Genomic DNA, 23,052 nt, shown 5'->3' with positions numbered 1-23,052 from the left:
TAGAGGCTACATGACCGGGATCGTGCCGTTTTCGCCGTGGATTGCGAGGTCGGCGAATTGGCACTTGCCCTCGGTCTGCTGGAAGATGCTCACGGCGATCAGCCAGACTTTGACGATCTTTTGGGGCATCGGGCCGCCGATCCGCTCCGCGTAGTCCTTGTAGAGGTCCCGCTCCTCCGAGAGCCATTTGCCGATGTCGCCGAGGCCGCTCCGCACGACCACGTGGGTCTCGCGTTCCGCCCAGGTGGGAATGGGGCACCGGAACGTCGTCTCGAGCGGCAGCTCGCAGCTCCAGAAATAGGTGATGTCCTGGCCGTTATCGAACTCCACCGCGACGCTGAGATAGTCATGGGTCGGGAAAGTATCTTCGCGTACCTCGGACGGGAGCTTCTCCATGCGCCAAGACCAGGAAACTTTGGTGCCCGGCTTCAGCGGCACGACGCAATCCTTGATCAGAAGGGCGCCGTTGTTGTCGCTGTGGCAGCAGATCGCGTGATCGTGCCCGTGGTCGCTGCACTCTTTGTAGATCTCGGACGGGCCGATGAACCACAGATACTCCCAGCCCTTGGGCACCGGAACCTGGGTCGCAAAACGGTCGATCTCGGCGGCGACCATCCCGTTCACGTCGCCGACCGTTTGGAGTCGCTTCAAGGCATCGAGCGGGGCCATCTGCCAACGGATCACGAGAAGTGTGAGAATGCCGTCGGCCATGGCGTAGGCTTCCGGCGGCACGGCAAGGCCGCCCGTGCGGGTGGCGAACTCGCCGGGAAAGCTCGTGCCGACATAGAGCCGTCCCGGCTTGACGGCCTCGAAGCTGTTGGTGGTTCGTGTGCCCCGGAAGATCTCGCCGTCCGGTCCGATCCTGTTCCACAGTTGCAGCGCGGTCGGAAACGAGATGGGCGTGCCGGGAAGCGAGGTTGTGCCGACCGCGAAAGTGGAAACCTGGTCGCCGGATGCGATGTCGATCCCCGTGTCGAGCCAGGGCGGCTGGTTCGACGGTACCTGGACAAAGCTAAAGTCCTTGACGATGCCGGCGGGCGCGTTGCGCAGAAGCACCGTGAACTGCGCTTCAAACGACGCGCCATCGAGTTGAGGCCTGTCTTGCATGCATTCCTCCAGTCGTTTCCTTTGTGCGCCCCGCCGATTGCCTGCCGTGCAGGGGCTTTGTTCTTGCGCGGCGACAATAGCCGAGCGACCATAGGCTCGACTTGCAGGAACCTGCTATGGACCGATTTCATCCGTTTCATTCCCAACTCTATATCGGCAACGGCCGGGCCGTGTATTGCGGGCCGCTCCAGCACCTGGAGGACCACGTCTACGGCGCACCCGTGCTGCATGTGGGCATTTACAAACCGTTCCAGCTGATGCTTGCCGACGGCGAGTGGCAAAGCTATCGCGTCGCCCTGGTGCCGCCGGGCCTGCGCCATGCTCTCAACCTCGAAGGGGGCGTGCACGGAAAACTTTTCGTGGACGCGGAGAGCGCCTCCGCGCCGGCGTTCCGCCGGCGCTATCCGTATCGAAAGGGTGAGGTGAGCAGTTTTCACGATCCCGAAATCGTCGCGGCGTTTCACTGGGTGTTCGAGGAGGATCCCCGCCAGCCCGACGTGGAGGCCTTGCTCGACCGATTGTTTCCAGAAGATCCCGGCAGCACGATCGACCCGCGCATTTTGAAAGTGCTCGATCTCATTCGTGCCGAACCGGACCGCAACCATTCGCAAGACGAGTTGGCGGAGGCGCTGGGCCTGTCGCCATCGCGGGTGCTGCATTTGTTCAGTGAACAGATCGGCGTTCCCTACCGCCGCTACCGCATGTGGAAGAGGTTGTGGCTTTCGGCGGAACGGCTTCATGCTTCCGACAGCATGACGAACGCGGCCCTCGACAGCGGGTTCGCCGACGCGACCCATTTCAGCCATGCCTTCCGGGATACGTTCGGCGTCAATCCAGCGCCGGTCTTTCGCAAGATCGAGCGCTTCGAGCGGCTGGCCTAAGCTCTACTGCTCGCCTGCCGTATGGGTCTCCGTGCCCTCGAACCACCAGGTGTCGAGGATGCCCCGATCGAATTTCGGCTTCGTCTCGGGTTGGCCGAACTTGTCCCAATAGGCGATGGTGTGAGAGGCCTTGTACCAGTGCGGGACCCAGTAGTGACCCGCGCGTAACACCCGGTCGAGCGCGCGGGCAGCCGTGTGCATGTCCTCGCGGCTCTCTGCGCTGATGATCTCTTCGATGAGCGCGTCGACGGCGGGGTCCTTGATGCCGGCGAGATTCAGCGAGCCCACCTGGTCGGCGGATCCGGAGCCGAAATAGCTGCGCAGCTCCACGCCTGGCGTATTGCGCATCACGTAGCGCTGGGTGGTGATGTCGAAATCGAAATCCTTCAGGCGCTGTTGATACTGCGCCGGGTCGACGCGGCGGATACGGGCATCGATCCCGAGAAGCGATAGGCTCTTCACAAACGGTGCGACGATGCGCTCGAAGGTGGGCTCGAAAGTGAGGAACTCGACCGTCAGCGGTTCGCCCTTCTCGTTCACGCGCTTCTTGTCCTCGATGCGCCAGCCGGCCTCGTCGAGAAGTTTGCTCGCCCGCTGCAACGACGCCCGGTCGCGGCCGGAGCCGTCGCTCACCGGCGGCAAAGGCACGGGCCCCAGCACATCCGGATCGACATCGACGCCGAGCCCCTCGATCAATGTACGTTCTGCGGCGGAGGGCTCGCCTTCCGCCTTCATCGGGGAGTTCTCGAAATAGCTCTGCGTACGGTCGTAGAGGTTGAAGAACATGTTGCGGTTGGTCCACTCGAAGTCGAAGGCCAGCCCCAGGGCCTCGCGGACCCTTTTGTCTTTGAACTTGTCGCGGCGCGTGTTGATGAAGAACCCTTGCGTTCCCGATGGCGTCAGGTCGGGCAGTGTGTCCTTCTTCACGCGCCCGTCGCGGATGGCGGGGAAGTCGTATTCGGTCGCCCAGACCTTGGAGGTGAACTCCTCGCGGAGGTCATAGGTGCCGGCCTTGAAGGCTTCCATGCCGGCGGTGCGGTCGCGAAAATACTCGAAGCGGATCGTGTCGAAGTTCCAGCGGCCGTTGTTGACCGGCAGGTCCTTGGCCCAATAGTCGGGGTTCCGCCGATACGTAATGTTGCGGCCCTGTTTGAGGTCGTCGACGAGATACGGCCCGGACCCCAGCGGCGGCTCCAGCGTCGTTTCGTCGAACGCCCTGTCCTTGTAGTAGGCCGCGGAGAACACGGGCAGTTCCGCCACGGTGAGCGGCAGATCACGGACGAGGTCGCCCTTGAAGGTGTAGCGCACGGTGGCAGGGTCAATCGCCTCGGCCTTCTCCACGTCGCGCAGCATCTGCGAATAGAGCGGGTGCCCCTTTTCCTTCAGGATGTCGAACGAAAAGACGACGTCGTCTGCGGTCACGGGCGTGCCATCGGAGAAGCGAGCCTCGGGGCGGAGATAGAAGGTGACGGACTTGCGGTCGTCCGCGACTTCCGCGCTCTCGGCGATCAGTCCGTAGACCGCATCCGGCTCGTCCATCGCCCGCACCATCAGGGTATCGAACAGAAGTTCGAGCCCTTGAGCCGCGTCGCCCTTGAGAATGAAACTGTTGAGGCTGTTGAACGTGGTGACGCCGCCCCAACCGATCAGGGAAAACGCGCCACCTTTCGGCGCATCCGGATCGACATAGGCAAAGGCTTCAAAGTCTTCAGGCTGGGCGAGATCGCCGAAGGCGGAGAGCCCGTGCTTGCGCTCGGCGCTCGCCGGCTGAGCGAGGAGGAGTGTGCAAAACAGGCCTGCGGCAAGAGCGGTTGCGGTGCGTGTCATTGTCATCGAGCAAAACATTGTCATCGACCGGACTTCCGCCCTGCTGGGATCAATTCGATGCTTGCGGTTCAGCCGAGGCCTTCTCGTCCCACCAGACTTGGAAGAACCCTGGCGTCAGTCCCGGCAGTTTCTCGGGGCGCCCGTAATGGCTCCGATAGGCAATGCGCTGATAGGGCGAGAACCATTGCGGCACCACGAAGTCGTGCCAGAGCAAGACGCGATCGAGCGCATGCGTCGCGGCAACAAGTTCCTCGCGGTCCTTGGCGAAGATGATGTAGTCGATCAGCTTGTCGATCGCCGGGTCCTTGATGCCGATGAGGTTCATGCTGCCGTCGCGCTCTGCGGCTTCACTGCCCCAATAGTCGCGTTGCTCGTTGCCGGGCGACTCGGACTGTCCGAAATTCCCGACAATCACATCGTAGTCGAAATTGTTGAGCCGGCGCGTGTATTGCGCAGAGTCCACGAGACGGATCGAGCCCTTGATGCCGAGCCGGTTGAGGTTGCGCAGATAGGGCTGAATGATGCGCTCGAACAGGGGCGAGACGATCAGGAACTCGATGTTCATCTGCTCGCCGGTCTTTGTGTTGACGAGAGCCCCGTCCTTCACCTGCCAGCCCGCCTCGCGCAGCAGCATCACGGCCTGGCGCAGATTCTTGCGCATCTCGGTCTGGTCGTTGTTGGTCGGGTTCTGGTGCACGGTCGTGAAGACTTCCTCCGGAACCTCGTCGCGCACCGTCTCGAGGATCTCCAGTTCACGCCCTTCGGGCAGAGCCTTGGGCGACGCTAACTCCGAATTCTGGAAGTAGCTGTCGACGCGCTCATACTGGCCGAAGAACAGGTTCTTGTTCGTCCACTCGAAATCGAAGGCCAGGTTCAGCGCTTGGCGTACGCGCCGGTCCTGGAATTTGGAACGGCGCTGATTCAACACGAAAGCCTGCATGGGCATGCCGCGTTCGAGTCGAACCTCTTCCCGCTTGATTTCGCCGTTCTCGACAGCGGGAAAGTCGTAGGCCATGGCCCAGTTCTTCGAGCTCGACTCGTTCCAGTAGTCTAGATTTCCGGCTTTGAAGCTTTCGAACGCGACGGTGATGTCCCGATAGGAATCGAAGCGCATTTCGTCGAAATTCCACGTGCCCTTGTTCACGGGCAGGTCCTTGCCCCAATAGTCGTCGACGCGCTCGTAGCTGATCGACCGGCCGGGGCTGACCGACTTGACCCGGTAGGGGCCCGAGCCGAGCGGCGGCTCCATCGTGGTCTTCATGGGGTCGCGCTTCTCGCCCTTTTCGTCGGTGCCGGTCCAAAAATGCTTCGGCAGGATGGTGAGCTGCCCCATGATCATCGGCAGTTCGCGGTTGCCTTTGCTGTCGAAGTAGAAGGTCACCTCGTTGTCGCCTGTCTTCTCCGCGCGGGTCACGTTCTTGTAGTAGAGGCCCATCCGCGGATTGGCCTCCTTGTTCACCTTGAGACTGTAGATCACGTCCTCGGGCGTAATCGGCTCGCCGTCGTGCCAGCGTGCCTCGTCGCGAAGTTTGAAGGTCACGGACGAATAGTCGTCCGGATAGGACGCCCACTCGGCGATCAGTCCATACGACGTCGACGGCTCATCGATACTGTCGACAAAAAGGCTCTCGTTGACGAAGCCGATGCCGGGCGCTTGCTCGCCGCGATACAGAACGGGATTGAGGCTGTCGAACCCGCCGATCGAGGGCAGGCGCACAAGACCGCCTTTCGGGGCATCCGGGTTCACGAAGTCGAAATGGGTGAAGTCCGCGGGGTATTTCGGCTCTCCGACGAGGGACAGCGCATGGTGCTTCGTCTGAGCGGAGGCCTCTGAGGGGGCAGGCTTGGCCACTTGGGCAGCGGGCTTTTGGGCAGCGCCATCTTGCGGAGCGGATTCTTGGGCGGCAGCCGGTCCGATCAGGAGCGCCGTGAGCGCTACGGCGAAAGTCAGTCGTGAAAACACCATGGGGAGAGAAGCACCATTCCGCGTTGACGGGATTGTCGGGGCGAGGCGGCTCCCGGCGCACCGCTCTGGCGGCCATGAAGCGCGAACCCTGCCTCAAACCTTGCAATGGGGCCGCAAAAACCCCGGTGGGCAAAAAAGTTAGCATGCCGGGGTGCGGGACCAAATGAATTATCGGTCATGTCGCGAGCCCCTAACGTGGCGCGAGCTGCCGGCTGAACTTCGATGGACCCGGCCCAAAGAAAAAGGGCCCCGGAAGCGGGGCCCTTGATCGGAATATTCTGTCTGAGACCGGTCAGGCCTAGATCCCGTCCGGCTTACCGTCGGGATACACAGCTGAGGCTGCGAAGAGGTGCTGCCGCTGTCATCCGAGGTGCTGCCGCTGTCGTCCGACGTGCTCGGCTCGTCGGCCTGTGTCGTGGTTGACGAAGGGTCGGACGGAACGACAGGCTGCGGCTGGTTGGGCGAGGGCGGCTCACCCTTGTGCGGCAGGGACGGCGCATCCTCCGACACCATCGGGGAATTCACGACCGTGTCGCTGCTCGCCGCGTCCTCGGCCGCGGGTTCTTCCGCAGCCGGCTCTTCGGCGGTAGGCTCTTCCGCAGCGGGTTCCTCCGCCGGCATAGCCTCGTCCTCGGCAGGAGCCGCATCTTCGGCCGGTGCGGCTTCGTCAGTGGACTCCTCAGCGGCCGGTTCTTCCGCCGGCATGGCCTCGTCCTCGGCAGGAGCGGCGTCGTCCGTGGACTCTTCCGCAGCGGGCTCCTCGGCAGGCGCCGCCTCTTCAGCCGGCGCAGCTTCTTCCTCGGCCGGTGCCGCTGCGGCATCGCCCGCAGGAAGTTCTGGCGGGTTTTCAGTCTGGCTGCGCAGGAACGCGATCACGTCCGCACGCGTCTTCGCATCGGAAATGCCGGGGAAGGCCATCGTCGTGCCGGGTGCGAACGTCGCCGGGCTGGTCAGCCACTCGTCCAGACGCTCGTAGGTCCAGTCCCCGCCTTTGTCCTTGAGAGCCGCGGAGTAGCTGTAGCCCTCGTGGTGCCCAATCTCGGCGCCGACAACATTGTGCAGGTTTGGCCCCAGACCATTGGCGCCGCCCGCTTCGAACGTGTGGCAGACCTTGCAGAGTGCCGCGGACTGTTCGCCCTTGGCCGGGTCGGCTTCCGCGAGAAGCGACAAGATTTGAGGCGCCGCTTCGTCCGGGCTTTCTGCTTCCGCGGACTCTTCGGCTGCGGGCGCGGCCTTGGGCTCGGGGATCGCCACCGGGCTGTCGCTGTTCTGGTTCAGATAGGCGATGACGTCGGCGCGCTTCTGGAGATCCTTGATGCCGGGGAAGGCCATGCTGGTGCCGGGCGCGAAGCCGGCCGGGTTCTCGAGCCAGTGATCAAGGTTCTCGAAGGTCCACTCGCCGCCATGATCCTTGAGGCCCTTCGTGTAGCTGAAGCCCTCATGCGCGGCGATCTTGTGCCCAACCACGCCGTAGAGGCCGGGGCCGATCATGTTCGGGCCGCCCTTCTCGAAGCTATGGCAAACTTTACAAAGTCCGACGGCTTGCTCGCCCTTGGCGGGGTCGGCCTTGTTCAGGCTGCGATGAAAGCCGCGCCCTTGTCTTCTTCGCCGCCCTTCTTCGCGTCGCCATGGACGAGATCTTCCTCGGCGCCGGCCACCTCGTAACCCGGCGTCGCCGGCAGGTGTTCTTCATAGATAATGTCGATGAGTGTCCGTGTGCCAAAGAACAGAAGCAGTGCCAACAGCACCGCCATAGCGACTTTGTTCAAGTAGTAGTATTTCATGTTGGATATCCCCCCGGCAGGAAACAAAGGCTACTTCAGAATAGCTCTTGCGACGCTGGCTGACACTATAAGGGGCCGACGGCGGTTGCAACTGAGAGAATCAGCACAGCTGGCAAGGTCAGCTCATTTGGCATTTGAACGCTAACAAACGGGAAAAAATGACAAAATCGATAGTCGTCATTCCTGCGAGGCGCGCCGCGACCCGCCTGCCGGACAAGCCGCTGGCCGAGATCGCGGGCGAGCCCATGATCGTTCACGTCTGGCGCCGGGCAATCGAGGCGGAATGCGGCCCCGTGTTGGTGGCGACTGATTCTCAGGAGGTCCAGGACGCCGTTGCGCGCGCAGGTGGCGAGGCGGTTCTGACGCGCGCGGACCATGCAAGCGGGTCCGACAGGATCTTCGAAGCGCTGGCGTCAGCCGACCCGGAGCGGGAATTCGACGTGGTGGTCAACCTGCAAGGGGACCTGCCCACACTCGATCCTGCGTTGATCGGCAAATGCGTCGAGGCGCTCGAGGAGGGCGAAGCGGATATCGGCACGATCGCGGCGGAGATCGTCCGCGAGGAAGAGCGTTCCAATCCGAACGTGGTGAAGGTGGTGGGGTCGCCCTTGACACGCGGCGGCATTCTCAATGCCCTGTATTTCACGCGCGCCACAGCCCCGCACGGCGACGGGCCGCTCTACCACCACATCGGGCTCTACGCCTATCGCCGCGCCGCGCTGGAACAGTTCGTCGGTTTGCGCCCCTCTCCGCTCGAGATGCGCGAGAAACTCGAACAGCTTCGCGCGCTCGAGTCTGGTATGCGCATCCATGTCGGTCTCGTTGACACGGTTCCGCTCGGTGTCGATACTCCGGCCGACCTCACGCGGGCCCGCGAAATTCTTGAAACCGCGTAAGAATTTCCGATCCCCGCCTGCCTAACCGACGATGAAGCACAAGACTGCGATGGCTACGAAGCGCGCAAATCGAATCGCCTTCCAAGGGGAGCCGGGTGCGAACTCGCACCTCGCGGCGAATGACGCCTATCCGGACATGGAAGCGTTGCCGTGTGCGACCTTCGAGGACGCGCTGACTGCCGTCAAAACCGGCGCGGCGAAGCTCGCCATGATTCCCATCGAGAACTCGGTGGCTGGTCGCGTGGCCGATATCCATCATCTGTTGCCCCATTCGGGGCTCTTCATCATCGGCGAGCATTTCGAGCGCATCCGGCATCAATTGCTCATGCTGCCGGGTGCGAAGCTTGCCGATCTCAAGTCGGTCCATAGCCACATCATGGCGCTGGGCCAGTGCCGGAAGGTCATCGCCGAGTTGAAGCTCAAGCCGGTGACCGAGGCCGACACGGCCGGGGCCGCGCGTCATGTGAGCGAAGCCGCCGATCCGACCCAGGCGGCGATCGCCTCCAAGCTCGCCGCCGAGATCTATGGGCTGCGCGTCGCCAAGAAAGATGTCGAGGATGCGGCCCACAACACGACGCGGTTCGTGGTGCTGTCCGCAAAGCCCGTGAAGACGAAGGCCGATGACGGCCCGGTCCTCACCACCTTTGTGTTTCGCGTGCGCAACGTGCCCGCGGCGCTCTACAAGGCGCTCGGCGGCTTCGCCACAAACGGGGTGAACATGACCAAGCTGGAATCCTACCAGCTCGAAGGCTCGTTCAACGCGACCATGTTCTATGCCGACATCGAAGGTCATCCCGACTCGCGCCCCGTGCAGCTCGCCATGGAAGAGCTCGACTTCTACACGAGTGAGATCACGCTGCTGGGCACCTATCCGGCAAGCCCGTTCCGAAGCACGCTGAAGGCGTAGGCGCGCGCGAGTCGCGTCTCGACAGCTTGGTGCCACAAAACGGCGCTAGAGACGGAACCCAATGATTCGAACGGTCTTTGGGTCTCGGCACGCCGGGTCGACAGGAGGAGATGTCAGATGAGCAAGAAACCCCAATCGAAAGCATGGACTCCGGCTGTGGGAGTAGCGCTGGCGGGCTTGGCCGTGGCTGGCTCGGCCTCCGTCAGTGATGCCTGCACGCGTATTCTCTACGAGACGGGGAGCCAGGACTACATCGTCGGCCGCAGCATGGATTGGGCCGACAACACGCAGACGAACCTCTGGGCGTTTCCGAAGGGCATGGAGCGCAACGGTGGCGTGGGCGAAGGGTCGTTCGCCTGGACATCGAAATACGGTTCGGTCGTCGCCACGATCTACGATGTGGCCACGGTCGACGGGATCAACGAGGCCGGCCTCGTCGGCAACGTCCTCTACTTGGCCGAGTCCGACTACGGTCCGGCCGACGCGGGCAAACCGAAGATGTCCGTCGGCGGCTGGCTGCAATACGTCCTCGACAGTTTCGCGACTGTGTCGGAAGCCGTCGACGCCTTGAAGAACAATCCCTTCACGGTCGTGGCGCCCAACCTCCCGAACGGCAAGGCGGCGACCGGCCATGTGGCCTTGTCCGATCCGTCAGGAGATTCCGCCATCTTCGAGTATCTCGACGGCAAGCTCGTCATTCATCACGGGCCGGAAACGAAGGTGATGACCAATTCGCCGCCTTACGATCAGCAGCTGGCCATCGACACGTATTGGACGGGGATCGGCGGCAGCACGTTCCTGCCAGGCACAAACCGCGCGGCGGACCGTTTCGTGCGCGCGAGCTACTATTTGAGCGCGTCGCCGAAATTCGAGGACAAGCGCACGGCGGTCGCAAGCGTCGCCTCGATGATGCGTGCGGTCAGTGTTCCTGTCGGCGTCAAGGATCCGAGCAAACCGAATATCGCGACAACCCAGTGGCGGACCTATTCCGACCAAGGCGCCAAGCGCTATTACTACGACTCGGTTTTCAATCCCGGACTCTTCTGGGTGGACCTCGACAAGCTCGACCTGTCGGAAGGAGCCGAGACAAAGAAGCTCAAGCTGACCAGCTTCCCGATCCTCGCGGGCGAGTCTCCGGCAGTTTCGAGGACGCGAAGCCGTTCAAATTTCTGGCGCCCTGATCCGGCGTCGCCGGCTGCGCTTGTCGTCCAAAACCTAAGGGAATCGGCGCATCGCGAAGATTAGTGGCGCTCACGGTTGCCACGAGGCCCCGCTTCCCCGATATAGTGCTCCAGGGAGGTTGGCGGCAGGCGCGTGCCTCGCCAACCGGGTCAGGTCCGGAAGGAAGCAGCCCTAACGAGCGTTTCGCGGGTTGATTGTCCAGCCTCCCACCTTTCCCGTGCGTCGAGTAAACTCCGCGGGTGCCGCCGTCTTGCACCCGAAAGGTTCAAGAACCGGCCCCGATTGAAGCCATGGCGTGAGCGCTCCTTTCTCGATGTCCGAAGACAAGGCCCAAAACCCGATCCAAGATCCGACCAAGGATGCGGCCCCGAGCGCGGCGGCCAGTCATGCGGCGCTGGCACGCAAATACCGGCCGAAAATATTCGCGGAGCTGATCGGCCAGGAGCCGATGGTGCGAACCTTGCGCAATGCCTTTGCGTCGGGCCGCATCGCACAGGCCTACATGCTCACAGGCGTGCGCGGCGTCGGGAAGACAACCACGGCGCGGCTGGTGGCGCGGGCCCTCAACTATGAGGGGCCGAACGGTGAGGGCGCCACCATCGATATCGAAGCGGAAGGCGCCCATTGCCGCGCCATCCTGGAAGGCCGCCATCTCGATGTGATCGAAATGGATGCGGCCTCCCATACCGGTATCGATGACATCCGCGATCTGATCGACAGCGCGCACTACAAGCCGAACTCGGCACGATACAAAGTCTATATCGTCGACGAGGTGCACATGCTGTCCAAGCAGGCCTTCAATGGTCTCTTGAAGACCCTCGAAGAGCCGCCCGAGCATGTGAAGTTCATCTTCGCCACCACAGAGATTCGTAAAGTGCCGGTCACGGTGCTGTCGCGCTGCCAGCGCTTCGACCTGAAGCGCATCGATGTGGAGACCATGTCCGCCCATCTTGCGCACATCGCCAAGGAGGAAGGCACCGAGGCCGAGCCGGCGGCGCTCGCGCTGATTGCCCGGGCCGGCGAGGGGTCGGTGCGCGATGCCCTCTCCATCCTCGACCGGGCCATTGCTTTCGGCTCTGGCCGCATCGAGCCCGATACGATCCGGGAACTGCTTGGGCTTGCGGACCGGGGGCGCATCTTCGATTTGCTCGAGACGGTGCTCAAGGGTGATGCTGGCGGCGCGCTCAAGGCGTTGGAACAGCTCAACCGCGATGGGGCCGAGCCCGGTCAAGTCATCACGGACCTCGCCGACGCCGTCCACGCGGTCACGGTCGCGAAGGCCGCGGGTCCGCAAGGTATCGATCCCGCCGCCGGCGAAGTGGAACGCGGGCGCATCGAAGATCTTGCCAAGCGGCTCTCCATGCCCGTGCTCGCGCGCGCCTGGCAGATGCTGCTCAAAGGCCACGACGAAGTGCGCAGCAGTCCACGGCCGCTTGCGGCGGCCGACATGGTGCTGGTGCGGCTCGCCTATGTGGTCGACTTGCCGCCGCCGGGCGACGCCGCCCGTCAGACCAGGCCCGAGACGAACGAGACGAAAACAGCTGCGGCCGCCGATGCGCCGCCCGCGGACGCGTCTTCGGCCAAGACTCCTGCCACTGCGCAAATGACTCCGGCCACTGCGCAAATGGCGCCTGTGGCCGTGCAAGAGGCGCCGGTCACCGCAGGAGAGGTGCGCGAGAAACCCGCGGTGTTTGAGTCGGAAAATCCTGCGCCGCCGGATTTCGAAGAAGAACCTGTTTCGGAGCCCGCACCGGCTTCGCCCATGCCGCAGAGTTTCGAGGACGTCGTGGCTCTTGCCGAGACGAAGCGCGACTTGAAACTGAAGAACGCGTTGCTGGAACAGGTGCGCCTGGTCCGTTTCAAGCCCGGGGATATTGCCCTCAACCCTCTACCGCTCGCGGCGCCGGATCTGCTGCAAGAGCTGATGCGCAAGCTCAAGGCGTGGACCGGCCAAGTCTGGATCGTGTCCACCAGCGAGCAGGAAGGCGAGGAGCCGCTCGGGGTTCAGCGCCGTGCCGCCGAAGCCCGTGAGATCGAGGCGCTTCATGCCCATCCTGCCGTTCAAGAAGTGTTTCGGCACTTTCCCGGCGCAAAGATCAAAGAGGTTCGCAACGCGCCGCAAGAGCGCGCGGATCTCGACGAGACTCCGGACGACGTCGAAGACGACGATGTCTTCACCAGGGGCCGGACAAGTTAGAGCGGAAGCGGCGAAACCAAACTGACCACGCAACGCGACAGACAAGGACCGCGATGAAGAACTTCATGGATATGATGAAGCAGGCGCAGCAGCTCCAGGGCAAGATGCAGGATATGCAGACCGAAATGGAGTCCCTGACCTGTGAAGGCCGCGCCGGCGCCGGCATGGTGACCGTCACGCTGAACGGCAAAGGCGAGATGAAGGTTGTCGCCATCGACCCGTCGATGCTGAAGCCGGAGGAGACGGAAATCCTCGAAGACCTGATCATCACCGCTCATGCGGATGCGAAGCTGAAAGTCGAGGAGGCCATGAAGGAGAAGATGGCCTCACTGACAGGCGGCTTGCCGATTCCCCCTGGCTTCAAACTCTTCTAGCCCTCGTCAACACACGAACACTGCGAAGACGCGTGCCGGCGGCACGATTTGTCGCATTGCTGCGTCGCAACGTCACCATGTTGCGGCGCACTGCCTCGTGTATGATTCTTTCATCCCGGCTTTGGACGGATCGCATCCGTCGAGGTGACGGACGAACGCGCGTTTCCTAGCGGAAGCTGCGGCGTGCGCGCGCGAGTCGCATCGAAAGTCACACCGGCGGACGGGACGTTCAAACATCAGCTTCGCAAAACATTTCAAGGACCAAAAATGAAGACCGGACATAGACTCCCCGAGGTCACCTTTCGCACGCGCGTCCGCGACGAATCCGTCGGTGGGCCGAATCCCTACCGTTGGCAGGACCAGACCACCGACGATTACTTCAAGGGCAAGCGCGTGATTCTGTTCTCGCTGCCAGGCGCGTTCACACCGACCTGCTCGACCTATCAGCTCCCGGGTTTGAGGGCTCTTACGAGAAGTTCAAGGATCTCGGCATCGACGACATCTACTGCCTGTCGGTGAACGACAGCTTCGTCATGAACAAATGGGCGAAGGACCAGGACCTGAAGCATGTGAAGGTCATCCCGGATGGCTCTGGCGAGTTCACGCGCAAGATGGGCATGCTCGTCGAGAAAGATAATCTCGGCTTCGGCATGCGCTCCTGGCGCTATGCCGCCATCGTGAACGACGGCGTGATCGAGGCATGGTTCGAGGAGCCGGGCCTTTGCGACAATCACGCGGAGGACCCCTACGGCGTCAGCGCGCCGGAGACCCTTCTGCAGTATCTCCAGGACAAGGGTATCGAGAAAGCCGCGTAAAACGCGCGCTCGTTCAGCCCACTCTACGATCTGGATCGACGGCACGACTCAGCGTAAGCTGGGCCGTGCGTCGGCGTTTTTGGCTGGGCGATGCCTTTTGCCAAACCGATTCCCGGTATACGGGGCTCAGTGGCTCCAGAAGTCTAGAAGAGGAAGCGGTCCATGGCGCGCGCGGCGGCAGGTCCCGAAATCGAGCGGCTCATACAGCTCCTGGCGCGTCTTCCGGGGCTCGGGCCGCGATCGGCCCGGCGTGCGGCCCTGCATCTCGTGAAGAAGAAGGAGCAGTTGCTCGACCCGCTGGCTGCGGCACTCGCCGAGACCCGCGACACGATTCTCACCTGCGAGGTATGTGGCAATATCGATACCCAGAGCCCCTGCACGCTCTGCCGTGACGCGACGCGCGATCCGTCGCTGATCTGCGTCGTCGAGGAGGTGGGCGATCTGTGGGCGCTGGAGCGGGCGGCGGTCGTAAACGGGCGCTATCACGTGCTGGGCGGCACGCTGTCGCCGCTCGACGGCGTTGGCCCCGACGATCTCAATATCCCGAAGTTGATCGAGCGGGCGCGTGGGGAGGAGGTCACCGAAGTCCTGCTGGCGTTGAACGCGACGGTCGAGGGGCAGTCCACGGCGCATTACCTCACCGACCAGCTTGCCGACTGCAATGTCTCGGTCTCGCGCCTGGCACAAGGCGTCCCCATCGGCGGAGAGCTCGACTATCTCGACGAAGGCACGCTCGCCGCGGCCGTCAAGGCGCGCAAGGCGATGGGCGGGTAGGCTATTCGACCGCCGGGCTCGTTCCGGGGCCTTGATAGGTCTCGGCGACCCTGTTCGCGGCGGCTTCGAATTCCCGCAGGCACTCTTCCGGAAGGTTCGCCTCGGCAATGATCTCCCAATAGACGCTCGACTCGATCTCGCCGCCGATCCAGATCCCGGCGACCAAGCCAACGGTCGCCGCAGCGAATATGCCGACAATCCAGAGAAGCCGCCCGCCGTCGCTCATGGGCTCGCCTCCTCCTCCTCGATGACCGCCTCGTCGTCCGGGCTTTCATCTTCCGCGCGCTCTTCTTCCGCACTCCATGGCGCGACCTTGAACAGCATCAGCATGCCGGGGATCGCGAGAAGCGCGCAGATGACGAAGAACTGAGTCCAGCCCACGGACTCCACGATGAAGCCCGTTGTCGCGTTGGCGACCGTACGCGGCACGGCGATCAGACTTGAGAACAGCGCGAACTGCGTGGCCGTGAAGGCCTTGCTCGTTTCACGCGCCATGAAGGCGGTAAGGGCGACCGTGCCGAGCCCCACGGCGAGATACTCGCCGCTGACAACGACGAACAAGCCCACCAGCGAGTGCCCGGCCTGGCTCAGCCAGATATAGGGAACGATGGTGAGAAGCTGCACAAAGCCAAAAAGCCAGAGCGCCTTGTTGATGCTCAGCTTGAGCATGACCGCGCCGCCGATCGTGGCACCGGCAAGGACGGCCCAGAGCCCGGCGAACTTGGCGACGCTTCCGATCTCGGTCTTGCTGTAGCCCATGTCGAGATAGAAGGGCGTGGCTAGCGCCGTCGCCATGTTGTCCCCGAGCTTGTAGAGGAACAGGAAGGCGAGGATGGCGAGCCCGGCCGTGATGCCGTCGCGGCTGAAGAACTCCACGAACGGTTCGATCACCGCCTCGCGCAGCGTATGCGGCGCCAGCTCGTCGTCGCTGACCTCTTTGACCAGCAAGGTCGTCACAATGCCGATCAGCATGAAGGCAGCCGTGATCCAAAACACGGTGGACCAGGGCAGATGGTCGGCCAGGATCAGGGCCAGCGAACCCGGCACCAATCCGGACAAGCGGTAGGCATTGATCCAAAACGAAGTGCCGGTGCCGAGCTCGTCGTCCGCCAGTAATTCGCGCCGGTAGGCGTCGATGACGATGTCCTGACTGGCGCTGAACAGGGCGACCGCGAAAACGAGCCAGACGATGGCCTGGAGCGAGGTCGCCGGATTGAAATGGCCCAGCAGACCGATCGAAATCACCAGGAGGACCTGGGTCAGCAAGGCCCATCCGCGGCGGCGTCCCAGGAAGGGCAGCTTGAAGCGGTCCATCATGGGGGACCACAGGAACTTCCAGGTGTAGGGCAGGCCGACCAGGGCGAATAGGCCGATGGTGGCGAGATCGACGTCGTTGTCGCGCAGCCAAGCCGGCACCAGCGACACGAGCACGAACAACGGCATGCCCGAGCTGAAGCCGAGGAAGATGCACGCCAGCATTTTTCGCGTGAACAGGATCTCTGTCCAGCTGCGGCGCGCGTCCGCAATGGTGGCTTGGTCGGTCGTTCCCTCGGTGCCCGTCATCGTTCTAAGCTCATAGCAGCCGGGCGCCCTGCCGTCATGACAAAGGAGTCGCGAGAATGGTCCGTGTCGTGGGCATCGATCATCTGGTCATAAGGGTGAGCGACTTCGACAAATCGAAGGCGTTCTACGACAAGCTCTTCAAGTTCCTCGGCTTCGAGGTTCTGGACGAATATGCCGACGCCATCGGCTGGACCAACGGCAAGACCCGATATTGGATCGGCCCTGCGGACGCCGAAGGACAGGCGCGCGGCTATCGCATCGGCGATGTCGGCTTTCACCACTACGCCTTCGAACTGCGGAGCCGGAAGGACGTGGACGACCTCGAGGCCTTTCTGCGACGGGAGGGCGTGAGGATCGTCGACCCGGCGGACGAGTACTACGACGACTACTACGCCGTGTTCTTCCTCGATCCGGACGGGCTGAAGCTCGAAGGCATGAAATGGGGGGAGCGCCAGGCCAAAGCCGAGGCGGCCAAGAAGAAAGCTAAGAAAAGCAAGAAATAGCCAATTTTTCGCAGGGCCTGGAGCCAATTTCGCTCTTTCCGGCAATTCCTACTTGCGAATGATTTGCAACTAGGGCTATGCTGCATTGCGAAAAGATGGCTCACGGCGACAAGGAGGTTCCTAGTGATAGCGTGGTTGGCAAGGCGGGCCCGGATTCTGCCCGCAATCGTGGCCGTTCTCGGGGTATCGGTCCTTGCCGGTTGCGGCGATCAGGATTCGGCACCCAAGGGTGCGGATGCGGGAAACGACAAGTTCCGGGTCGTGACGACCTTCACCGTGATTCAGGACATCGCCCAAAATGTTGCCGGGGACGCGGCCGTCGTGGACTCCATCACGAAGCCCGGCGCGGAGATTCACGACTACCAGCCAACCCCCGGCGACATCGTCAAAGCGCAGCACGCCGACCTCGTCCTCTGGAACGGGTTCAACCTGGAGCGCTGGTTCGAGAAGTTCTTCCAGAACGTCAAGGACGTCCCCAGTGTCGTCGTGAGCGACGGCGTCGAGCCCATGGGCATCACGGAAGGTCCGTATAACGGCAAGCCCAATCCGCATGCGTGGATGTCGCCCGCGAGCGCGCTTCAATATGTCGAGAACATCCGCAAGGCGCTTGTCGAGTACGATCCGAAAAACGCCGAGATTTACAACAAGAACGCGGCCGTCTACGCGGACAAGATCAAGGCGATGGATGCGCCGTTGCGCAAGCGGCTGGCTGCGATCCCCGAGGACAAGCGCTGGCTTGTGACCTCCGAGGGCGCATTCGCCTATCTCGCCCGCGACTACGACATGCGGGAGGCCTACCTCTGGCCCATCAACGCCGATCAACAGGGGACCCCGCAACAGGTCCGCCATGTGATCGAACTCGTGAAGGAGAACGGGATCCCCGTCGTGTTCTCCGAGAGCACGGTTTCCGACCGGGCCGCGAAACAGGTCGCCAAGGAAAGCGGTGCGTCCTACGGTGGCGTTCTCTATGTGGACTCCCTGAGCAACGAGGGCGGCCCCGTTCCCACCTACCTCGATCTCTTGCGCGTTACCGTCGACACTGTCGCCAAGGGTTTCGAGAATGCACAAGGGTCCTGAGATCGACAAAGACCTCGGGAACGCTGAAGGATCTTAGAAAAGCCGATGAGCCGTATTGATTTGCTGACCCGCTCCGACACCGTGGCCCGTCCCGCGAGCATCGCGGTTCAAGACGTCAGCGTCACTATCCCAACGGGTTCACGGCGGTGCGCGACGCCTCGTTCGAACTGGGGCCCGGCACGATCTGCGCGCTGGTGGGCGTGAACGGCAGCGGCAAGTCGACCATCTTCAAAGCCATCATGGGCTTCGTCACCCCGTCCGCCGGTCAGGTGCGGCTGTGCGGTCTTCCCGTGGACAAGGCGGTGTCGAAGAACATCATCGCCTACGTGCCGCAAAGCGAGGATGTCGACTGGAACTTCCCGGTGCTGGTCGAAGACGTTGTGATGATGGGCCGATACGGCCATATGAATCTGTTCCGCATTCCATCCAAGACGGACCGGCGCAAGGTCGACGAGGCCTTGGAACGCGTGAACATGACCGCCTACCGCACGCGGCAGATCGGCGAGCTCTCGGGCGGACAGAAGAAGCGCGTCTTCCTGGCGCGTGCTCTGGCCCAAGAAGGCCGCATCATCCTGCTCGACGAGCCGTTTACCGGCATCGACGTCACGACGGAGACCGCGATCATCGATCTGCTGCGCGAGTTGCGCGACGCCGGTCATTTGATTCTCGTCTCGACCCACAATCTCGGCAGCGTGCCCGACTTCTGCGATCAGGTCGTTCTGCTCAATCGTACGGTTCTCGCAGCGGGGCCGACCGCCACGACATTCACTCAGGAGAATCTCGAGCGCACCTTCGGCGGTGTGCTGCGCAATTTCGAGCTCAGCGGGCAAGCGCTCCACGAGGACGACGACGCGCGCAGCCTCAACGTCATCACGGACGACGAGCGGCCGCTCGTGTTCTATGGCGTCAAGGAGGGCAAAAAGAAGAAACAGGCTCGGGACAAGGTAAAATGAGCGGCATCCTGACCGAACTCATCGTCCCGTTCTCGTACGACTATATGTGGAAGGCGATGTGGGTCAGCGCGCTGGTGGGCGCGGTGTGCGCCTTTCTGTCCTGCTATCTCATGCTCAAGGGCTGGTCGCTGATGGGCGATGCCCTCGGCCATTCCATCGTGCCCGGCGTCGCCGCGCCTACATCATCGGGGCCCCCTTTGCTGCGGGCGCGTTCTTCGCCGGCATCCTCGCCGCGCTCGGCATGGCCTTCGTCAAGGCGCACTCGCGCCTGCGGGAGGACGCCACCATCGGTCTCGTCTTCACGACGCTATTCGCGCTCGGTCTGCTCATGGCGTCCCTGCATCCGACCTCCGTGTCGATCCAGACTATCGTGCTCGGCAACATCCTCGCGATCCCCGACGCGGACGCGATGCAGGTCGTCATCATCGCGGTTGTCTCCTTCGCGGTGCTGGCATTCATCTGGAAGGACCTGATGGTCACGTTCTTCGACGAGACCTATGCGCGCAGCATCGGACTTCGGACGCGCACGCTGAAACTGGTTTTCTTCACACTGCTCAGCGCCTGCACCGTGGCGGCGCTGCAGACCGTCGGCGCCTGTCTCGTGATCGCGCTCGTCGTCACGCCCGGTGCCACGGCCTATCTGCTCACCGATCGTTTCGACCGTCTGATCGCGATCGCGGTCGGCATTGGGACGGTCACCAGCTTCGTCGGCGCCTATCTCAGCTACTTCATCGATGGCGCGACCGGCGGTGTCATCGTCACGCTCCAAACGCTGCTGTTCCTTGCCGCGTTCTACTTCGCTCCGAAGCACGGCGTGATCGCCGCCCGCCGCAAGGCCCGCGCCGTCCGGGACGAGAATCTGCGCAAAGGCAATGCGCTCCCGGAAAGCGGTCCCGTGCAGGAGAGTGCCTGATGGACCCGCTTGCCTTCTTCGTAGAGCCGTTCGCTTATGACTTCATGCAGCGGGCGCTCGGCATGTCGCTCCTCGTGGCTGCCGTGTGCGCGGTATTGTCCTGCTATCTGGTGCTGAAGGGCTGGTCGCTGATGGGCGATGCGATCTCGCACGCCGTGCTGCCCGGCATCGTCATCGCGTTCGTCCTCGGCATTCCACTGGCGGTGGGGGCGTTTGTCGCTGGGCTCGCCTGCGCGTTGATGACCGGCTATCTGAAATACAACAGCCGCGTCAAGGAAGACACGGTGATGGGCATCGTGTTCTCAGGCATGTTCGGCTTCGGGCTCGTGCTCTTCACCAAAGTCGAGACGGACCAGCATCTCAACCACATCCTATTCGGCAACGTCCTAGGCGTGACTACGGGCGATCTTCTGGAGACGGCAATCATCGCCGGGGGCACGCTCCTCATTGTGTTCGCCAAGCGCCGCGACCTCCTGCTCTATTGTTTCGATCCAAACCATGCCCGCGCCATCGGTCTGCCGGTCAACGTGCTGCATTACGGGCTTCTGATCTTGCTCTCGCTGACCATCGTCAGCTCGATCAAGGCGGTCGGCATCATCCTCGTCATCGCCATGCTGATTGCGCCTGGCGCCACGGCCTATATCCTCACGGACCGCTTCGAACGCATGCTGGTGATCGCCGTCGCGGTGGCATGCGGCTCCGCGGTGCTCGGCACCCTTGTCAGCTTCCACATCGACGGCGCGACAGGCGCCTGCATCGTACTGGTGCAGGCTTTCGTGTTCTTCATGGCCTTCTTGTTCTCGCCGAAGCACGGGCTTTGGCCGCTGCAGAAGCTCTTCCGCCGCAGCGGCGATGGCGCCGTCGATAGTGCCGACCGCGCAGATGCGTCCTAGCTCTTGGCCGGGCTCTGGACCGAGCGGTGCAGCAGGTCGTAGACGAGCGCGGTCGACCAGCCGATCAGCATGACACCGTTCAAGGCCGTGAGTGGCCCAAGCATGTGCCATTCCGGCTTCGGTACGACGTCTCCGTAACCGAGCGTGGTGTAGTTGCCGAAGGCGAAATAGATGAGGTCTGTGTTCTCGGGAACGGCGCCCACCCACTTATAGACATAGGCCCAGATCACGCATTCGCCGAAGTGACCGACGACGAGAAGCGTACCCGTCGCGACGATCACGAGCATGTACTGCACGAAGCCGGGAAACGAGGCGTCCGTGTTCGCGAGGTTCCGCAAAGTTGCGGCGATAGCGCCGACCAGAACCGCATGAATGAATAGATTGACGAGACTCGTGGCGCCGCCAACGGCGATCTGATCGAGCATCGACACGTTCATAGTGGAGATCCACATGGAATCTTTCACGGTTTCTGCGACGGTCGGATCCATCTCCTGTCCCCCCAATCCCTGTCGTGATGTTATTTGCCGGCCAAGAGGTCCGGCTGGCGGATGATGCGCGGCCCCTTGCCGGGCGCGCGTGTGGCGCTGGCCTGCGTGACGTTGGGGGCGGATGCGGCCGCCGGCGCGGCGGGCGTACCGTGCTGCACGGCTTTGGTGTCCCGTGCGGTCTTGGCTTCTTCGTCGAAGTCGAGGTGTTCGATCTTCTGCCCGCGTTTCGTGATCTTGTCCGCCGAGGTCAGGATCTTGTCGATATCGGCATTGGCTTGGCCGAGGCGCTGCAGATCGAGCACGCGGTCGCGGAAGCGTCCCATGTCCGCCATGAGCGTTGCCACTTCGCGCTGGATGAGATGCGCCTGCTCGCGCATCTGCACGTCCTTGAGGATGGCCTGCATAGTCTGCACGGCGAGCATCAGCATGTTCGGCGCACAGATCACGATGCGGGCGCGATATGCCTTCTGGAGGATATCGGGGAAATGCTCCGACAAATCCGCCGAGATGGACTCGGACGGCACGAAGAGAATGGCGGTGTCCTGGGTCTCACCGGGGATGAGGTATTTCTCGGCGATCGCATCGATATGTTTGCCTACATCGGTGCGAATGCGCCGGGCGGCGATTTTCTTCTCCTCATCGCCGCGCGAAGTGCGAAAGGCCTCGAAGCCTTCCAGCGGAAACTTGGCATCGATGACGACGCCGGCCGGTGTGTTCGGCATATGCAGGAGACAGTCGGGCCGCGTGTTGTTGGAGAGCGTTGCCTGGAACGTATAGGCGCCAACGGGGAGGCCGTCCTTGATGATGGCCTCCATGCGGATCTGGCCGAAGGCGCCGCGCGCCTGCTTGTTCGCCAGGATCTCCTGAAGGCTGACCATGTTGCCGGAGAGCTCTGTCAGGTTTTTCTGGGCCGTGTCGATGACGGCCAGCCGCTCGTTCAGGCGCGAAATGGTCTCGTGTGTCTTACGGGCGCTCTCGTTGAGATCGGTGCCCACCTTGTGGGTCATGCGGTCCAGGCGTTCGTTCACGGCGCGCGCCAACTCGCCGTGCCGCGTCACGCTGATCTCCGCAAGAGTCTGAAGCCGTACGCGCAGTTCTCCGAGCTGGTCGCCCTGCGCGGCGGCGTTCTGCTTCCGGCGGGTAAGGTGCACCACCATAACAATCGCCAAAATCAGGAGGGCGAGCACGGCCACGCCGGCGAGCACAAGGCCCACCAGAACGGGGTCGATCGTCATCATCCCGATATGCAGGGGCTCAAGGACCATGGTGCCTAGCTATAGGCTGATTCGGGAGGCTAGACCAAAACAGGAACACGCGCTCTGGGAGCGCGATCCGCCCGGGGTCGATGCAGCGCATTGACCGGAGCCGCATCGGTCCTTATGTCAGCGTCAGTCATGGCTACCATCCATCCTATCGTCACCATCCCCGATTCGGTGCTGCGCCAGACGGCCGAGCCCGTCGAACGCGTGGACGACGAATTGCGCACACTGATGGACGACATGCTGGCGACGATGTACGACGCGCCGGGCGTCGGCCTGGCCGCGCCTCAGATTGGCATTCTGCGCCGGGTGATCGTGATGGATCCGGCCCGCGACGAGGAAGAACCCGCGCCGCTCGTCATGGCAAACCCTGTGATTTTGGAGCGGTCCGACGAGATGAGCGTGCATGAAGAGGGCTGCCTGTCGATCCCCGACGTCACGGCAGAGGTCGAGCGTCCCGCGATCGCGCGCGTGTCGTTTCTCGATCGCGAGGGCAAGTCTCAGGAGGCGGAACTCGAGGGCTTTCTGGCCACGATCGTCCAGCACGAGGTCGATCATCTGAACGGGGTTCTGTTCATCGACTATCTCTCTCGCCTGAAGCGCGACATGATCGTGCGGAAATTCACCAAGCAAAAGCGCGCCACGGCGGTCTAAGCCCCGCGAAGCGGCGTTCCATCCCGCTAAGCGGCTTCC

At 62.7% G+C, this 23,052-nt stretch carries 21 protein-coding genes, 1 other RNA gene and 2 pseudogenes; 15 read left to right on the top strand and 9 right to left on the bottom strand.

All coding sequences use genetic code 11. The features are described from left to right. Positions 1 to 6: 6 nt before the first annotated feature. On the bottom strand, positions 7 to 1,107 hold the full coding sequence (locus AUC70_RS04215; protein ID WP_069443741.1) for a DUF3047 domain-containing protein: 1,101 nt from the start codon (positions 1,105 to 1,107) through the stop codon (positions 7 to 9). 116 nt (positions 1,108 to 1,223) lie between these two features. Here AUC70_RS04215 and AUC70_RS04210 point away from each other — a divergent pair, with 116 nt between their 5' ends. Continuing rightward, complete coding sequence (locus tag AUC70_RS04210; RefSeq protein WP_069443740.1) at positions 1,224 to 1,988, top strand: AraC family transcriptional regulator; 765 nt, start codon at positions 1,224 to 1,226, stop codon at positions 1,986 to 1,988. A 3-nt stretch (positions 1,989 to 1,991) separates the two neighbouring features. On the opposite strand, the gene AUC70_RS04205 is transcribed toward AUC70_RS04210, so the two are convergent. The 4 genes from AUC70_RS04205 to AUC70_RS04190 all read right to left on the bottom strand — a co-directional run bounded on the left by AUC70_RS04205 (position 1,992) and on the right by AUC70_RS04190 (position 7,565). Continuing rightward, positions 1,992 to 3,821, bottom strand: coding sequence for an extracellular solute-binding protein (locus AUC70_RS04205; protein WP_141701945.1), 1,830 nt, complete (start codon positions 3,819 to 3,821; stop codon positions 1,992 to 1,994). 43 nt (positions 3,822 to 3,864) lie between these two features. Then, positions 3,865 to 5,781 (bottom strand): extracellular solute-binding protein, encoded by a 1,917-nt coding sequence (locus AUC70_RS04200; RefSeq protein WP_244505489.1) that lies wholly within the window; start codon positions 5,779 to 5,781, stop codon positions 3,865 to 3,867. A 168-nt stretch (positions 5,782 to 5,949) separates the two neighbouring features. Further along, positions 5,950 to 7,272, bottom strand: a complete 1,323-nt coding sequence (locus tag AUC70_RS04195; protein WP_069443739.1) for a c-type cytochrome — start codon at positions 7,270 to 7,272, stop codon at positions 5,950 to 5,952. A gap of 80 nt (positions 7,273 to 7,352) precedes the next feature. Beyond that, positions 7,353 to 7,565 carry a hypothetical protein gene (locus AUC70_RS04190; protein WP_069443738.1) on the bottom strand — a complete coding sequence of 71 codons (213 nt, stop codon included), beginning with the start codon at positions 7,563 to 7,565 and terminating at the stop codon, positions 7,353 to 7,355. Between the two features lie 158 nt (positions 7,566 to 7,723). Between AUC70_RS04190 and AUC70_RS04185 the strand changes: the two genes are divergently transcribed. The 8 genes and pseudogenes from AUC70_RS04185 (at position 7,724) to recR (ending at position 14,710) form a co-directional block, all read left to right on the top strand. Continuing rightward, entirely contained in the window at positions 7,724 to 8,461 is a 738-nt protein-coding gene (locus tag AUC70_RS04185; RefSeq protein WP_069443737.1) for a 3-deoxy-manno-octulosonate cytidylyltransferase, read from the top strand. Between the two features lie 49 nt (positions 8,462 to 8,510). Further along, positions 8,511 to 9,368, top strand: a complete 858-nt coding sequence (locus AUC70_RS04180; protein ID WP_141701944.1) for a prephenate dehydratase — start codon at positions 8,511 to 8,513, stop codon at positions 9,366 to 9,368. A 117-nt stretch (positions 9,369 to 9,485) separates the two neighbouring features. Further along, positions 9,486 to 10,613 carry a linear amide C-N hydrolase gene (locus tag AUC70_RS04175; RefSeq protein ID WP_244505488.1) on the top strand — a complete coding sequence of 376 codons (1,128 nt, stop codon included), beginning with the start codon at positions 9,486 to 9,488 and terminating at the stop codon, positions 10,611 to 10,613. A 48-nt stretch (positions 10,614 to 10,661) separates the two neighbouring features. Further along, an RNA gene (gene ffs, locus AUC70_RS04170) (signal recognition particle sRNA small type) lies at positions 10,662 to 10,762 on the top strand. Between the two features lie 83 nt (positions 10,763 to 10,845). Beyond that, positions 10,846 to 12,747, top strand: coding sequence for a DNA polymerase III subunit gamma/tau (locus AUC70_RS04165; protein WP_244505487.1), 1,902 nt, complete (start codon positions 10,846 to 10,848; stop codon positions 12,745 to 12,747). Between the two features lie 53 nt (positions 12,748 to 12,800). Beyond that, positions 12,801 to 13,121: a YbaB/EbfC family nucleoid-associated protein gene (locus AUC70_RS04160; protein WP_069443734.1), complete on the top strand. Its 321-nt coding sequence runs from the start codon at positions 12,801 to 12,803 to the stop codon at positions 13,119 to 13,121. Between the two features lie 267 nt (positions 13,122 to 13,388). Next, positions 13,389 to 13,936 (top strand): annotated as a pseudogene (locus AUC70_RS04155) (redoxin family protein). 162 nt (positions 13,937 to 14,098) lie between these two features. Then, complete coding sequence (gene recR, locus AUC70_RS04150; RefSeq protein WP_069443733.1) at positions 14,099 to 14,710, top strand: recombination mediator RecR; 612 nt, start codon at positions 14,099 to 14,101, stop codon at positions 14,708 to 14,710. Between the two features lies 1 nt (position 14,711). Here recR and AUC70_RS04145 read toward each other — a convergent pair whose 3' ends face one another. Continuing rightward, positions 14,712 to 14,936: a hypothetical protein gene (locus tag AUC70_RS04145; protein ID WP_069443732.1), complete on the bottom strand. Its 225-nt coding sequence runs from the start codon at positions 14,934 to 14,936 to the stop codon at positions 14,712 to 14,714. Beyond that, positions 14,933 to 16,273 carry an AmpG family muropeptide MFS transporter gene (locus tag AUC70_RS04140; protein WP_193427305.1) on the bottom strand — a complete coding sequence of 447 codons (1,341 nt, stop codon included), beginning with the start codon at positions 16,271 to 16,273 and terminating at the stop codon, positions 14,933 to 14,935. Before AUC70_RS04140 ends, AUC70_RS04145 begins: the two co-directional genes overlap by 4 nt. 56 nt (positions 16,274 to 16,329) lie before the next feature. On the opposite strand from AUC70_RS04140, the gene AUC70_RS04135 reads away from it, so the two are divergent. From AUC70_RS04135 to AUC70_RS04115, 5 genes and pseudogenes are all read left to right on the top strand, one after another. After that, positions 16,330 to 16,776: a VOC family protein gene (locus tag AUC70_RS04135; RefSeq protein ID WP_069443731.1), complete on the top strand. Its 447-nt coding sequence runs from the start codon at positions 16,330 to 16,332 to the stop codon at positions 16,774 to 16,776. A gap of 123 nt (positions 16,777 to 16,899) precedes the next feature. Next, positions 16,900 to 17,853 (top strand): metal ABC transporter substrate-binding protein, encoded by a 954-nt coding sequence (locus tag AUC70_RS04130; RefSeq protein WP_083241238.1) that lies wholly within the window; start codon positions 16,900 to 16,902, stop codon positions 17,851 to 17,853. Positions 17,854 to 17,999: 146 nt separating this feature from the next. After that, positions 18,000 to 18,806 carry an ATP-binding cassette domain-containing protein gene (locus AUC70_RS04125; protein WP_280138219.1) on the top strand — a complete coding sequence of 269 codons (807 nt, stop codon included), beginning with the start codon at positions 18,000 to 18,002 and terminating at the stop codon, positions 18,804 to 18,806. Next, positions 18,803 to 19,719 (top strand): annotated as a pseudogene (locus AUC70_RS04120) (metal ABC transporter permease). The gene AUC70_RS04125 and the pseudogene AUC70_RS04120 overlap by 4 nt, the downstream one beginning before the upstream one ends. After that, complete coding sequence (locus tag AUC70_RS04115; RefSeq protein ID WP_069443729.1) at positions 19,719 to 20,612, top strand: metal ABC transporter permease; 894 nt, start codon at positions 19,719 to 19,721, stop codon at positions 20,610 to 20,612. The pseudogene AUC70_RS04120 and the gene AUC70_RS04115 overlap by 1 nt, the downstream one beginning before the upstream one ends. On the opposite strand, the gene AUC70_RS04110 is transcribed toward AUC70_RS04115, so the two are convergent. Together AUC70_RS04110 and AUC70_RS04105 are read right to left on the bottom strand one after the other, a co-directional pair. Then, positions 20,609 to 21,100 (bottom strand): potassium channel family protein, encoded by a 492-nt coding sequence (locus AUC70_RS04110; protein WP_083241237.1) that lies wholly within the window; start codon positions 21,098 to 21,100, stop codon positions 20,609 to 20,611. The two genes, AUC70_RS04115 and AUC70_RS04110, sit on opposite strands and share 4 nt — an antisense overlap. Before the next feature lie 29 nt (positions 21,101 to 21,129). Further along, complete coding sequence (locus tag AUC70_RS04105) at positions 21,130 to 22,365, bottom strand: DNA recombination protein RmuC (protein WP_069443728.1); 1,236 nt, start codon at positions 22,363 to 22,365, stop codon at positions 21,130 to 21,132. Positions 22,366 to 22,494: 129 nt separating this feature from the next. Here AUC70_RS04105 and def point away from each other — a divergent pair, with 129 nt between their 5' ends. Next, the gene (def, locus tag AUC70_RS04100) at positions 22,495 to 23,013 is read left to right on the top strand and encodes a peptide deformylase (RefSeq protein WP_069443727.1); all 519 of its coding nucleotides are present in this window, start codon (positions 22,495 to 22,497) and stop codon (positions 23,011 to 23,013) included. Positions 23,014 to 23,052 lie beyond the last annotated feature (39 nt).

The sequence above is a fragment of the Methyloceanibacter stevinii genome (assembly GCF_001723355.1).
GTDB lineage: Bacteria > Pseudomonadota > Alphaproteobacteria > Rhizobiales > Methyloligellaceae > Methyloceanibacter > Methyloceanibacter stevinii.
Note: the sequence above shows the minus strand (reverse complement) of the source record. Positions and strands in the feature narration are given on the sequence as shown.

Coding starts and splice junctions, on each gene's coding strand:
- AUC70_RS04215 (WP_069443741.1), bottom strand. CDS start 1,107: ATGCAAGACAGGCCTCAACTCGATGGCGCGTCGTTTGAAGCGCAGTTC.
- AUC70_RS04210 (WP_069443740.1), top strand. CDS start 1,224: ATGGACCGATTTCATCCGTTTCATTCCCAACTCTATATCGGCAACGGC.
- AUC70_RS04205 (WP_141701945.1), bottom strand. CDS start 3,821: ATGACAATGACACGCACCGCAACCGCTCTTGCCGCAGGCCTGTTTTGC.
- AUC70_RS04200 (WP_244505489.1), bottom strand. CDS start 5,781: ATGGTGTTTTCACGACTGACTTTCGCCGTAGCGCTCACGGCGCTCCTG.
- AUC70_RS04195 (WP_069443739.1), bottom strand. CDS start 7,272: ATGATCGGCCCCGGCCTCTACGGCGTGGTTGGGCACAAGATCGCCGCG.
- AUC70_RS04190 (WP_069443738.1), bottom strand. CDS start 7,565: ATGAAATACTACTACTTGAACAAAGTCGCTATGGCGGTGCTGTTGGCA.
- AUC70_RS04185 (WP_069443737.1), top strand. CDS start 7,724: ATGACAAAATCGATAGTCGTCATTCCTGCGAGGCGCGCCGCGACCCGC.
- AUC70_RS04180 (WP_141701944.1), top strand. CDS start 8,511: ATGGCTACGAAGCGCGCAAATCGAATCGCCTTCCAAGGGGAGCCGGGT.
- AUC70_RS04175 (WP_244505488.1), top strand. CDS start 9,486: ATGAGCAAGAAACCCCAATCGAAAGCATGGACTCCGGCTGTGGGAGTA.
- AUC70_RS04160 (WP_069443734.1), top strand. CDS start 12,801: ATGAAGAACTTCATGGATATGATGAAGCAGGCGCAGCAGCTCCAGGGC.
- recR (WP_069443733.1), top strand. CDS start 14,099: ATGGCGCGCGCGGCGGCAGGTCCCGAAATCGAGCGGCTCATACAGCTC.
- AUC70_RS04145 (WP_069443732.1), bottom strand. CDS start 14,936: ATGAGCGACGGCGGGCGGCTTCTCTGGATTGTCGGCATATTCGCTGCG.
- AUC70_RS04140 (WP_193427305.1), bottom strand. CDS start 16,273: ATGACGGGCACCGAGGGAACGACCGACCAAGCCACCATTGCGGACGCG.
- AUC70_RS04135 (WP_069443731.1), top strand. CDS start 16,330: ATGGTCCGTGTCGTGGGCATCGATCATCTGGTCATAAGGGTGAGCGAC.
- AUC70_RS04115 (WP_069443729.1), top strand. CDS start 19,719: ATGGACCCGCTTGCCTTCTTCGTAGAGCCGTTCGCTTATGACTTCATG.
- AUC70_RS04110 (WP_083241237.1), bottom strand. CDS start 21,100: ATGGATCCGACCGTCGCAGAAACCGTGAAAGATTCCATGTGGATCTCC.
- AUC70_RS04105 (WP_069443728.1), bottom strand. CDS start 22,365: ATGGTCCTTGAGCCCCTGCATATCGGGATGATGACGATCGACCCCGTT.
- def (WP_069443727.1), top strand. CDS start 22,495: ATGGCTACCATCCATCCTATCGTCACCATCCCCGATTCGGTGCTGCGC.